The 11,844-nt window shown below is 67.9% G+C and carries 14 protein-coding genes; 7 read left to right on the top strand and 7 right to left on the bottom strand.

The features are described 5' to 3' along the window. Window positions 1–254: 254 nt before the first annotated feature. Genes AC5P8R_RS06755 through gspH form a run of 3 tightly spaced genes read right to left on the bottom strand, consistent with a single transcriptional unit; the run spans window position 255 to window position 1,671 of the window. Window positions 255–869 carry a prepilin-type N-terminal cleavage/methylation domain-containing protein gene (locus tag AC5P8R_RS06755; RefSeq protein ID WP_495223155.1) on the bottom strand — a complete coding sequence of 205 codons (615 nt, stop codon included), beginning with the start codon at window positions 867–869 and terminating at the stop codon, window positions 255–257. Then, window positions 866–1,216 carry a type II secretion system minor pseudopilin GspI gene (gene gspI, locus AC5P8R_RS06750; protein WP_204302090.1) on the bottom strand — a complete coding sequence of 117 codons (351 nt, stop codon included), beginning with the start codon at window positions 1,214–1,216 and terminating at the stop codon, window positions 866–868. Before gspI ends, AC5P8R_RS06755 begins: the two co-directional genes overlap by 4 nt. An 8-nt stretch (window positions 1,217–1,224) precedes the next feature. Next, window positions 1,225–1,671 carry a type II secretion system minor pseudopilin GspH gene (gene gspH, locus AC5P8R_RS06745; protein WP_495223154.1) on the bottom strand — a complete coding sequence of 149 codons (447 nt, stop codon included), beginning with the start codon at window positions 1,669–1,671 and terminating at the stop codon, window positions 1,225–1,227. 103 nt (window positions 1,672–1,774) lie between these two features. Here gspH and AC5P8R_RS06740 point away from each other — a divergent pair, with 103 nt between their 5' ends. Next, entirely contained in the window at window positions 1,775–2,251 is a 477-nt protein-coding gene (locus AC5P8R_RS06740) for a general secretion pathway protein (protein WP_014647359.1), read from the top strand. A 90-nt stretch (window positions 2,252–2,341) separates the two neighbouring features. Here AC5P8R_RS06740 and AC5P8R_RS06735 read toward each other — a convergent pair whose 3' ends face one another. Then, the gene (locus AC5P8R_RS06735; RefSeq protein WP_014647358.1) at window positions 2,342–2,677 is read right to left on the bottom strand and encodes a hypothetical protein; all 336 of its coding nucleotides are present in this window, start codon (window positions 2,675–2,677) and stop codon (window positions 2,342–2,344) included. A gap of 201 nt (window positions 2,678–2,878) precedes the next feature. Between AC5P8R_RS06735 and AC5P8R_RS06730 the strand changes: the two genes are divergently transcribed. The 6 genes from AC5P8R_RS06730 to AC5P8R_RS06705 all read left to right on the top strand — a co-directional run bounded on the left by AC5P8R_RS06730 (window position 2,879) and on the right by AC5P8R_RS06705 (window position 9,662). Continuing rightward, entirely contained in the window at window positions 2,879–4,495 is a 1,617-nt protein-coding gene (locus tag AC5P8R_RS06730) for a ShlB/FhaC/HecB family hemolysin secretion/activation protein (protein ID WP_495223153.1), read from the top strand. A gap of 38 nt (window positions 4,496–4,533) precedes the next feature. Then, window positions 4,534–6,318, top strand: coding sequence for a DUF2341 domain-containing protein (locus tag AC5P8R_RS06725; protein ID WP_014647356.1), 1,785 nt, complete (start codon window positions 4,534–4,536; stop codon window positions 6,316–6,318). 10 nt (window positions 6,319–6,328) lie between these two features. Next, the gene (locus tag AC5P8R_RS06720; protein WP_005409874.1) at window positions 6,329–6,742 is read left to right on the top strand and encodes an ExbD/TolR family protein; all 414 of its coding nucleotides are present in this window, start codon (window positions 6,329–6,331) and stop codon (window positions 6,740–6,742) included. 39 nt (window positions 6,743–6,781) lie between these two features. After that, window positions 6,782–7,447, top strand: coding sequence for a cell envelope integrity protein TolA (tolA, locus tag AC5P8R_RS06715; protein WP_329890562.1), 666 nt, complete (start codon window positions 6,782–6,784; stop codon window positions 7,445–7,447). A 42-nt stretch (window positions 7,448–7,489) separates the two neighbouring features. Next, window positions 7,490–9,235 (top strand): putative porin, encoded by a 1,746-nt coding sequence (locus AC5P8R_RS06710; protein WP_169412803.1) that lies wholly within the window; start codon window positions 7,490–7,492, stop codon window positions 9,233–9,235. 97 nt (window positions 9,236–9,332) lie between these two features. Further along, the gene (locus tag AC5P8R_RS06705; protein ID WP_005409871.1) at window positions 9,333–9,662 is read left to right on the top strand and encodes a hypothetical protein; all 330 of its coding nucleotides are present in this window, start codon (window positions 9,333–9,335) and stop codon (window positions 9,660–9,662) included. 8 nt (window positions 9,663–9,670) lie between these two features. Here the strand turns inward: AC5P8R_RS06705 and AC5P8R_RS06700 are convergent, their stop codons facing one another. From AC5P8R_RS06700 to AC5P8R_RS06690, 3 genes are all read right to left on the bottom strand, one after another. Further along, a complete protein-coding gene (locus AC5P8R_RS06700; RefSeq protein ID WP_495223151.1) occupies window positions 9,671–10,069 on the bottom strand; it encodes an OsmC family protein in 399 nt (132 codons plus the stop codon). A 61-nt stretch (window positions 10,070–10,130) separates the two neighbouring features. Beyond that, a complete protein-coding gene (locus AC5P8R_RS06695) occupies window positions 10,131–10,811 on the bottom strand; it encodes a hydrolase (RefSeq protein WP_126412391.1) in 681 nt (226 codons plus the stop codon). 72 nt (window positions 10,812–10,883) lie between these two features. Further along, a complete protein-coding gene (locus AC5P8R_RS06690; protein ID WP_014647351.1) occupies window positions 10,884–11,750 on the bottom strand; it encodes a pirin family protein in 867 nt (288 codons plus the stop codon). Window positions 11,751–11,844: the final 94 nt, after the last annotated feature.

Below are 11,844 nucleotides of genomic sequence, written 5' to 3'. Positions count from 1 at the left end.
GAACGGTGGCGGCCCCAGCCAGGATGGCACGGAGGGCAGGGAGCGGCCATCAGCGGTGAGGACCACCGACACGGCGCCGCCGGGTGCAGGAGCGCGCCCGGCGGCAGGCTCGGCAGTAGGTCCACGGCATGCGCGGATGCCCGGACCAGCCTCAGTGCCGACCAACGGTCGGCACCCACCAGGGCAGGCCGGGCAGTAGAAGCCGCTCGGCAGTAGATCCACGCCATGCGTGGGTGCTTTGCCTGGGAGGAATCCTAAAGCTCCAGCACGCGCCGGTAGCCCAGCGGTCCACGCCCGTCACGCAGGCCCAGCCGCAGTTCCAGCCCGGTGGCCGGCAGCACCTCGCCCTCGCTCGGCAGCATCGCCCAGCCGGCCCCGGGCTGCCAGGCGCGCACCTCGAACCGCTGCACATCCTTTGCCACTGCAATGCCTTCCGAAGGAACCGGCGCGGGCAGGGGATAGCGGTCCGTCGCCGTACCGCTGGCGCGCCACAGCGTGTTGCCTTGCCGCCACCAGCGCACCCGCTGCCAGCGCAGCCCATCACTGTCGACGCTGCGGGTGATTTCCAGCGCAAAGCTGCCATCCGGGTGCCGTTCGCCCACCAGCGAAGGCGGCAACAGTCGCTGCGGACGATCCGCCGGGCGCACCGCGCCGTTCATCAGCGCATCGTCGGCACGCATCTCGATATCGCGCTGGAACTGCTGCAGCACGCGCAGTGCCGTCGTGGTCTCGGCATCGGCCCGGCGCAGGCGCTGGTCGCTGCTGGCCACGCTGTCGAGCGCTCGCCAGCAGATCAGCGCCAGCACGCCCATGATGGTGATCGCGATCATCACCTCGATAAGGGTGAAGCCTGCTGCGGTACGCTTCATTGCGCCGCGGTCCACGGCAGCTGCATCCGCGCCAGCGACTGCCGCGGTGCATCTTCGGCAGCCACGCTGAGTTCCAGTTGCGGCTGTCCGTCACCCCCCGAGCCGATATGCTGCAGCACCAGGAAACTGCTTCGCCCCTGCACGCAGCGCAGCCGTGCATCCTGCGGCGGCTGCCCGGCCAGGCGCAGCTCCTGCCAGCGGTCCTGCGCGCACAGCAGCGCCAGGCGACGGTCGCGCAGGCGTGACTGATCGTCGGTGGCCACCGCGACCGAGCGCATGACCGCAGCCAGCGCAATCGAAACGATCGCCAGTGCGATCAGCACTTCGATCAAGGTGAATCCGCGCATGTTCCGCTTCACTGCACGACCTGCAACTGTCCGCTGCCATCGTCACGAAGACGCAGCTGGCGGCCCTGCAACGACAACGTCAGTTCCCATGCCACGCCGATCCACTCCGGGCTCAGTTCAACCGGGGTGGCCGGCTGCACCACGATGCCGGCCGGTTGCCATGACTGTGGGCGCAGCAGGTCGTCGCGTTGCACGTCCACCCAGCGGGTGCCTTCGCGCCTGCTGAACCGGTAGCCGGCGGCGTCGGCCTGCCAGCGCAGGGGGCGGCCATCGATGCGGGCCTCGTCGCGCGCCACCTGCAGGCGCTGCGCCAGTCGTTCGGCCTCCTGCCGCAGCTGGCGCGCGGGGTCGAGCAGGCTGCCCAGGCCCAGGCCGATGCCCGCCGTGCAGATGCCGATGATCACCAGCACCACCATCAGTTCCAGCAGGGTGAAACCACGCCGCACGTGCTGCATCGACGTTGCCTCCTGTCCAGGTCGATGCCTGCCAGCGTAGGCCCGCATGATGAAACAAAAGCGTCAGCGGCGGCTGCTAGCGTGGGCGGACACGAACGTGGCGATGGTGCGGAACATGGATGGCAGGCGCTGGGATCGCAATCGGATGTTGACCCTGCTGGCGGCCACCCTGCTGCTGGCGGTGGTGGCCTATTGGAGCGTCACCCTGTCTGCGGTGGCGCCTGCGGCGGCGGCCAGCGAAGCGCATGCCGATGCGCCGGCCCGGCCGCTGTTCGATGCGGTGGCCAGTCTGCCGCTGGTGCGGCTGCTGTCGCCCGGTGCGGTGCAGACCGAGGTGGTCGTGCTGGGTGTGATGGCGGGTGACCACGCGCCCCTGGCCCTGTTGTCGGTGGATGGACGCCCGCCGGAGGCTTACGCGCCCGGCCAGCGGCTGGGGCCCTGTACGGTGCTGGCCAGCATCAGCGCCAACGCGGTGGAACTGAACCAGGCTGGGCAATCGCGCAGCCTGCCGGTGCCCGCGCTGCCACCGGTGCCGAACGATGGCATCGTGCCGGCCGCTCCGCAGGGCGGCGCTCGGTAGAGCCGAGCCCGCGCTCGGCTGCCTCTGCATGGCTGTTGAACGGTGTGCAGGCGCAGCCGGGCGTGGGCTCGGCTCTGCAGATGCATGGGTTCATCGCGCCGGACGCTGCGGTACCACGGACCGCCCGAAGGCATCGCCCATGCGTTGCCGCGTGCCTTCCAGGTTGTACTGCATCAGCTGGTTGCCGGGCTGCCGCATCAGGCGTTCGGCATCCGGCAGCGCCGCTGACTTCGCCGATTTCGGCGCCGGCGCCAGCCTGCGTTGCAGGCATTCCCACGCGGGGATGCGCTCGCCGTTGACCTGTACTTCGATGCACGGCGCAGCACCGTCCTGCTTCTTCGCCTCTCCGGCCCAGGCCGATGGCAACGCCAGCAACAAGGCAAGGGCGAGGGCAGGGCGAAGGCCCGCCTTCAATGGCTCACTCATCTCGAATCTCCTGCAACAACCGACGCTCTGCAATGAAGACGTGTGGCGAGGGCAGTCTACGCCGGCGAGTGCTCTGGCGCTGTCACAAGATGACAGTGCTGTCACAAAACTGGTGGCGGTTTTGACGCGACGTGCACGTCCTGTTGGTAGACCCACGCGCCGCTCCCTGGCCACTCCCTCCGATACGACGCGATGCCTTCGATGACTCCTGTTCCGTGCCGAGCCGTCCGCTTTCCGTTGCGCCTGCATCCGCTGGTGCTGGCGCTGGCCGCGATGCCGCTGCCATTGTTCGCGCAGGAGGCAGCGCCTGCGCCCAGCGTGAACATCAATGAATACATCGTGCGCGGCAACACCGTGCTCGATCCGCGTCAGATCGAACGGGCGGTAGAGCCGTTCCTCGGCCCGGGCAGGACCCTGGCCGATGTCGAGAAGGCGCGCGATGCGGTCCACGCGCTGTACCAGCAGGCGGGCTACCAGTCGGTCTACGTCGAACTCCCCGAGCAGCAGGTCAGTGGCGGCGTGGTGCTGCTGAAGGTGCAGCAGACGCCGATCGGCCGGCTGCGCGTGGTCGGCACCCGCCACGAATCGCCCGACCGCATACGCGATCGCGTACCGGCACTGGCCGAGGGCAAGGTGCCGGACTTCGACCAGGCCCAGAAGGAACTGACCGCACTGAACGAAGGCGGGCGTCGCCAGGTGATGCCGCTGGTGCGCGAAGGCCAGGTGCCGGGCACGATGGATGTGGACCTGCAGGTCGAGGAGAAGTCGCCGTGGCGTGCCAGCGCGTCACTCAACAACGACCACAGTGCCGACACCGAGAAGCTGCGCCTGAGTGCGTCGCTGGCCTACGACAACCTGTGGAAGCGCGGGCACAGCGCCAACATCGGCGTGTACCTGGCGCCGGAAGATACAAAGCAGGCCAAGGTGTTCTCGGCCTCGTACACGATGCCGTTCGAAGGCACGCCTTGGAGCCTGGAAGCCTCCGGCTACAGATCCGACAGCCGCGTGTTGAATGCAGGCGGGCAGGTCGGTACCGGCACCGGCACCAACGTGATCGGCAACGGCCATTCGATCGGCCTCAAGCTCAACTACCGCCTTGCCGGCAGCAGCCAGTGGTGGCGCCAGCTCAGTCTCGGTGTGGATTTCAAGGACACCGAGGAAGACACGCAGATGGGCAAGGACAGCCTGAAGACACCGTTGAAGTATGCGCCGATCACCCTGGCCTTCGTCGGCGTGCGCCAGGGCGAGCAGGATCAGCTGAGCATCAACACCCAGCTGGTGGCCGGTACCCGCCGCCTGTTCGGTTACGGCAGCGACGCCACCGCGTTCGGGCAGAAGCGCTACTGGGCTGACCCGAGCTTCGTGGCCTTCAAGGCCGACGTGGCCAACACCCACACCTTCAGCAATGACTGGCAGTGGTATGCGCGTGGCTCGCTGCAGGTAACCGATGCGCCACTGGTGTCGGCCGAGCAGTTCGCTGCTGGCGGCATGTACACCGTGCGTGGCTACCTGTCGGCCGAGGCGATCGGCGACTACGGCGGCCTGGCCAGCCTGGAATGGCGCACCCCGGCGTGGTCGCTGTGGAGCGGCACCGATCTGCGTGTCTACAGCTTCGCCGACGCGGCCTACCTGCGCCTGCGCCGGCCGCTGCCCGAGCAGCGTGACAAGTACAACCTGGCCTCGGTCGGCCTGGGCACGCAGCTGCGCCTGGGTGAACACCTGCAACTGCGCCTGGACTACGCCTGGCCTTATGCCGATGGCCCGGTCACGCGCAAGGACGACCCGCGCCTGCATTTCAACATCAGCACCAGCTACTGACCCTTCCCTTGAACATGCGTTCTCCGGAGACCCTTCGCATGGACCGTTTGCTTTCCCGAGTATTGCTGCTGCTGGCCGCGCTGGTTGCGTTGCCGGCGGCTGCGGCCGATGCCAATTGGTGGCAGGCCGAATGGAAATACCGCAAGCCGATCACCGTCGACGCCGGCCCGCAGGGCGCGGGCCTGGCCGGTGACCCGGGCCGCACGCCACTGCTGCTGCGGCTGCATACCGGCAACTTCGGCTTCGACGGCACCCAGGATGCGGGCAACGACCTTCGCTTCGTCTCGGGTGATGGCCGTACCGTGCTGGCCCACCAGATCGAGCAGTTCGATCCCACGCTGGGCCTGGCCCTGGTCTGGGTGGACCTGCCGGCGGTCAGTGCCGCCGCGCCGCAGACCATCTGGATGTACTACGGCAATGAAAAAGCCCCGGCCAGCGGCAACGGCCAGCAGGTGTTCGATCCGGACTACACGCTGGTCTATCACTTTGCCGAGGCCAATGCGCCGGCACGCGACACCACCGCCTATGGCAACAATGCCGGTGCGGTGGTGCCGCCGTCGGAAGGCGCGGTGATCGGCCGCGGCGTGCAGCTGGGCGCCGGCCCGCTGCCGCTGCCGGCCAGCGCGTCGCTGGCGCAGGAAGCGGGCGCGCCGCTCACCGTTTCGGCCTGGATCAAGCCGGGCAGCAACAATGCGGCTCAAGCAATCTACGCCCGCCGTGATGGTGCTTCCGAACTGGTGCTGGGCATCGAGAACCGCGTGCCGTTCGTGCAGCTCAATGGCCAGCGCAGCACGCCGGCGCAACCGATTCCGGAAGGGCAGTGGGCGCATGTTGCACTGACGGCAGAGAAGGGCGCGTTGCAGCTGTACCTCAATGGGCGCGTAGCTGCCCAGCTGAGCGGTGCGCTGCCGGCGCTGGCCACCGCGCCGGTGGTCGGCGCCGATGCGCCGGGCGCCGCGCAGCCGCTGGCCAACTTCGAAGGTGCCCTGGACGAGTTGCGCATTTCGCGGGTGGCACGCCCGGCCGCGCTGCTGCTGGCCGACGCCACCGCTCAGGGCGCCGACTCGCGCCTGGTCAGCTACGGCGCCGACGAGCAGTCCGCCGGGCAGAGCCACTTCGCCTTCATCCTCAAGGCGATGCCGTTCGATGCCTGGGTGGTGGTCGCCATCCTCGGCCTGATGATGCTGCTGTCGTGGGCGATCATGATCGCCAAGAGCCGCCACTTCGGCCGTACCAGCAAGGCCAATGCCGTGTTCACCGAGAGCTTCGGCAAGCTGTCCGGCGTACCGCTGCGCACCCTGTCCGACATGGACCGCCAGGGCAGGGCGCCGACCGCCATGCACGATGGCTCGTTGTGGCGCATCTACCAGGTGGCCATCGATGAAATGCAGCAACGCCACCAGCGCGATGGCAACAGCGGTTACCTCAGTGGTGCCACCATCGCGGCGATCCGCGCCTCGATGGATGCAGTGATGGTGCGCGAGCAGGAAGCGATGGCGCGGCGCATGAACTGGTTGTCGACCACCATCGAAGGCGCGCCCTACGTGGGCCTGTTCGGCACCGTGATCGGCATCATGCTGGTGTTCGTGGTTGCGGCAATGGCCGGCGCGGTGGACATCAACTCGGTGGCACCGGGCATGGCCGCGGCGTTGCTGTGTACCGCCGCCGGCCTCGGCGTCGCGATCCCGGCGCTGTTCGGCTACAACTACCTGGGCGCGCGTGCCGAAGCGATTGGTGCGGACATGGCGGTGTTCATCGACGAATTCGCCGCGCGCCTGGCCGAAGAGCAGGACGGGCGCGGCCCGGCCGCGGTCCAGGGCTGAGGGGCGCGCCATGGGCCAGAAGGCGAAGTTCGGCATCAAGAAGCGCGAGAAGGGCATCAACGTGACGCCCTTCGTCGATGTGCTGCTGGTGGTGCTGGTGATCTTCATCCTGACCAGCAACGCTTCCATCCCCGGCATCGAGGTCAACCTGCCGAAGGCCAGCAACAGCGTCGCGCTGGAGAAGCCCAAGACCAAGGCGATCACCATCGACCCCAGTGGCCAGGTGTTTCTGGATGCCTACCCGGTGACGATGGCGGAGCTGGAAGACCGCCTGCGCACCGAGCGCGCGACCACGCCGGATTTCCCGGTGATCGTGCGCGGTGACGCGCAGGTGCAGTACGCCCGCGTGGTCGAGGTGCTGGACCTGCTGCGGCGCCTGGAGCTCGCCCAGGTCGGTCTGGTCACCGGCAAGGCGCAGGGCTGAGGCATGACGGCCCATCAACCCCCTCGGCCGGAGCCCGGCATGCGCGGTCGCCAGCTGCTGGTGACTGTCGCGCTGGTGCTGGCCGCGTTGCTGGTGCTCGGCATCGCCGTGTGGTGGATGCTGTTCAAGGACACCGCCAGCACCCGCCGGCCGGTGGTGCAGCCGCCGATGCTGGCGCTGCCGCCAGCGCCTCCGCCACCCCCGCCGCCGCCGGAAAAGCCGCCGGAGCCGGAAACGCCGCCGGAGGAGGCGATGCCCGAACCGGAGCCGCTGGAGCAGCCGACGCCGGCTGAAGAGCCGGCACCGACTCCGGACAATGCCGATCCGGTGACGATGAACGCCGATGCGCAGGCCGGCGGTGACAACTTCGGCATCCAGTCCGGCAGTGGTGGCGGTTCGTCCGGCGTCGGTCGCGGCGGTGCCGGCAATGCCACCTATGGGCGCTACCTCGGCTACCTGATGCAGCAGGCAATCTCGCGCGACGACAAGGTCAAGCGCCTGGCGTTCCAGCTGCAGGTGAATGTGTGGCTGGCCAGCGATGGCCGCCTGGAAAAGGTCGAGCTGGTGCGTGGCAGTGGCAACGAGGAGGCCGACGCGGCCGTGCTCGATGCACTGCGCCGCATCGGCAAGGTCGACCAGGCACCCCCACCGTCGCTTGATTTCCCCGCCCGCGTCCTGATCCAGGGCCGCCGGCCCGGGGCCTGATTCCCGACCTCCGTGATTTCCCTTCTTTCGATGAGAACCGTGATGAACGACCACGTCCGCGCACGAACCGATTCCCGCCGCCCGCGGCCGGCCCGACGGGCGCTGCTGTGCTGCGCCGTGCTGCTCAGCCTGGCCGCCCCGGCCGGTGCGATGGCCGCCGAAACCACCATGGTCAAGCTGATCAAGGGCCTTATCGCCAGCGGCGCACTGAAACCCGAAGATGGCCAGGCATTGCTGGTGCAGGCCGAGGCCGAAGCGGCGGCCGCCCAGCGCAGCGCAGCCACCGCGACCTCGGCCGCCAGTGGCGGTGTCGCCCTGGAGGCCGGCGACGTGCGCGTGCCCTACGTGCCGCAGAGCGTGCGCGACGGCATCCGTGACGAAGTACGCCAGGACGTGATGGCGCAGGCCAGGTCCGAGGGCTGGGCGGCACCGAACGAAGTGGCTGAGTGGACCAAGCGCATCAAGGTCACCGGTGACATGCGCGTGCGCAGCGAATCGCGCTTCTTCTCCGAACGCAACAGCGATATCGTGAGCAACTGGTCGTCGATCAATTCCGGCAACGGCTTCGACACCAACACCAACACCAACCTGCAGCTGCCACCACTGCTGAACACCCGCCAGGACCGCCGCAACCTGTGGCGCATCCGCGCCCGCCTGGGCATCGAGGCGACCATCGGCCAGCACACCACGGCCGGTGTGCGCCTGGCCAGCGGCAGCAGCAATGGCCCGGTGTCGACCACCGAGCAGCTGGGTGGCGGCCTGAGCAAGAAGGATGTATGGCTGGACCAGGCATGGCTGGCCTACAGCCCGGCCGACTGGGTGACGGTGCGCGGCGGCCGCTTCGGCAATCCGTTCTGGACCAGCGACACGCTGTTCTCCAACGACCTCAACTTCGATGGCCTGGCCGCCAACCTGAAGTACGACTTCGACGGCGGCGACCTCGGCCTGTTCGGCAACCTGGCGGTGGTACCGCTGGAATACACCTCCGACAGCGCGCCCAGCCAGAGCCGGGTCAAGACCCCGAACGAGAACAAGTGGCTGTCCGGGGCGCAGGTGGGCGTGAACTGGCGCTTCAATGACGACAACGCGCTGCGCGCGGCACTGGGTTACTACGACTTCAGGAACATCAGCGGCCGCCTGTCCTCGCCGTGCGCGCTGTATGCGGGCGCGGTGGGCTGCGACACCGACTGGTCGCGTCCGGCGTTCATGCAGAAGGGCAACACCCTGATGCTGATCCGCGACATCGCGCGCAATCCGCTGGATCCGGCCAATACGCCCACCCCGCAGTATGTCGGCCTGGCCTCGGCATTCCGCCTGGCCACGCTGAACCTGCGCTGGGATACGCAGCTGGCCCAGGACGTCGGCCTGCGCCTTGAAGGCGACTACATCCGCAACCTGGCCTATGACAAGCAGGCGATGTTCAGTCGCGCCAACAACGGCATCGTCAACAACTACGGTGCCGGTGGTGCCGCCAGCATCGACACCTTCCGCAGCGGCGACACGGCATGGATGCTGCAGGCCACCTTCGGTGCCACCGAGCTGAAGGAGAAGGGCCAGTGGCAGGCGCTGCTGGGCTACAAGCACATCGAGGCCGATGCGCTGCCGGATGCCTACAACGATCCGAACTTCCACCTCGGCGGCACCAACGCCCGCGGCTACTACGTGGGCGGTGCCTACGCGCTGGATGCGCGCAGCTGGATCAGCGGCAAGTGGATGGCGGCCAAGGAAGTGTCCGGTGCGCCGCTGTCGATCGACGTGTTCCAGCTGGAGTTCAATACCGGCTTCTGAGTGACGGCGTGATGCGGATCACGTAGTGCGTGGCGGGGGCGCAGCGATGCGCCCGTCTAGGGAAAGGAGACCACGCGTTGTTCAAAAGGAGGAGTGGATGAGCCGTCGCAAGCTGTTCGAGAGTCCCGAACCGTCCAGCCAGATGCTGGGTGTTGGACCGGCCTATGTTTCCGTGGAGGGCCTGCGCCAGCACCTGGCCGAGTTCCTGCTGTACGCGGGCCGGCCGGTGGTGATCATGCGCGGGCGCAGCGAAGTGGGCTACTTCCTGCCGGCGCGCTGCTGGCGCCAGCGTGACGATGATCCGCTGGCGGCCGCTGCCGCCGACCAGCTGCTGGATGCCGCCGGGTTCCAGGCCGAAGACATCCAGCAGGTGGAGCAGGAATTCAACGCGATGCGCCAGCGCACGGTGCTGCATTCACGGCGCTGAGCCCTCTGTTACGCCGCCGCCCCAAGCTCACTGGTGATGCGTGCACCTTCGCGCATCACCAGGGTCACCGGGGTCTTTTCCACCACCTCCAGCAATCGCTGCCACTGCGCATCGCTCAGCTCGGCACTGGCATGCAGCACGCGGTGCACGTGGAGGCGTCCGTCCTCGTCACGTTCCGAGCGCAGCTCGGCATGGAACTCGCCCAGGTCCCAGCCCTTGCGCTGCGCGTACATGCGCAGGGTGATGGCGGTGCACGCCGCCAGCGAGGCCAGGTACAGGTCGAACGGCGCGAAGCCCTTGCCCTGGCCGCCCAACGAGGCAGGCTCGTCCGCATCCACATCGAAGCTGCCATTGCTGATGTGGTGCAGGTAATTGTCGGCGGTCGAAACAATGCGTGCGTAGGCCATGGGGATCTCCTCTGTAGCGTCGAGCGGTGCCCGACGCGTTGGACTGTACCGTCTTGCGCGCTCAGCTGCGCTGCGAATCCAGCGGCTCGTGGTTCTTCTGCACGTCCTGCGCCTTCAGGTAGCTTTCGATCAGCAGCTGGTAGTTCGGGAAGATCTTCGTGTAGACCTCGGCCCACTGCTGGGCATCGTCGCGGTTCCAGCTGCGCTGGATCTCCGAGGCCACCGCGGCGGTGTCCATCGGCACCACGCCGGCCTGCACCACCCGGGCCAGGGTGATCTCCTCGGCCATCTTCGAATAGGTGCCCGAGGCATCGATGACCGCGAACACCTGATAGCCATCGGCAACGGCGGCAATGGACGGGAAGGCCATGCACACGCTGGTGATGGTGCCGGCAATGATCAGCTGCCTGCGGCCAGTGGCCTTCACCGCGGCAACGAATTCCGGGTTGTCCCAGGCGTTGATCTCGCCCTTGCGCGCCACGTACCGGGCATGCGGGGCTGCGTCGTGGATCTCCGGGATCAGCGGGCCGTTCGGGCCCTGCGGAACAGAGGCAGTGGTGATCACCGGCATCTTTGCCAGCGTGGCCATCCTGGCCAGCGCGGTGGCGTGGGCGCGCACGCGGGTGAACGGCATGTCACCGATGGTCTGGAACAGGCCGCTCTGATGGTCGATCAGCAGCATCGCGGTGTTGTCCGGATCGATCACCGGGCGGGCACCGTTGAAGTTGGCGGGGGTACTCATGGTCAGTCTCCTGGAAAAAGCGGGCGATGGCCCGGACGGTGCGGCGGGCCATCGCCCGCCGCTTTGAAACGATCAGTGCGCGATCTGGCCGAAGCGGCCGCTGTTGAAGTCGTTGACCGCCTGCGCGATCTCGGCCTGGCTGTTCATCACGAACGGGCCATAGCCCACCACCGGCTCGTCGATCGGCTCACCGCTGAGCAGCAGTACGGTGGCGTCGCTGTCGGCGTCGACGAACACGTCCTCGCCGCTGCGGTCGAAGGTGACCAGCTGCGCTTCGCCGACCGGCTGGCCGCCGTTGATCCGCACCGTGCCCTTCAGCACCACAAGCGCCAGCGTGCGGCCCTCGGCCACCGGCAGGTCGGTGTGGTGGCCCTGCTGCAGGCGGATGTCCCAGACATCCATCGGCGTGTGGGTGCGCGCCGGGCCGGCATGACCGTGGAAGCGGCCGGCGATGACCCGCACGCGGCCGGCGCCATCGGGCAGATCCACCGAGGGAATCTCTGCGTCGAGCAGGGTCTGGTAGCCCGGTGCGCCCATCTTGTCGCGCGCCGGCAGGTTCACCCACAGCTGGACCATGTCCAGCGTGCCGCCGCGCCTGCTGAATTCCGGCGTGTGGAATTCCTCGTGGAGGATGCCGGAGGCAGCCGTCATCCACTGCACGTCACCCGGGCCGATGGTGCCGCCGGCCCCGGTCGAATCGCGGTGGGCGACCTCACCCTCATAGACGATGGTGACGGTCTCGAATCCGCGATGCGGATGCTGGCCGACGCCACGCGGCGTATTGCTGGGGGCGAAGGTGTACGGGCCGGCGTAATCCAGCAGCAGGAACGGGCTGAGGTGCTGGCCGTGGGTGTTGTAGGAAAACATCGAGCGGGCGGGGAATCCGTCGCCCACCCAGTGCGGGCGGGGGGCGCTGTAGGTACCGGTGACACGCTTCATGGCGATCTCCTGGCCGGGGCTGCCGGCCGCTGTTCTTCGTTGCGAAGACGATATCGCCGTGACAATAAGGCCGGTAGACGCCAGTATTTGCCGT

It is taken from the genome of Stenotrophomonas sp. YJH_SMC_73 (assembly GCF_059370155.1).
Note: the sequence above shows the minus strand (reverse complement) of the source record. Positions and strands in the feature narration are given on the sequence as shown.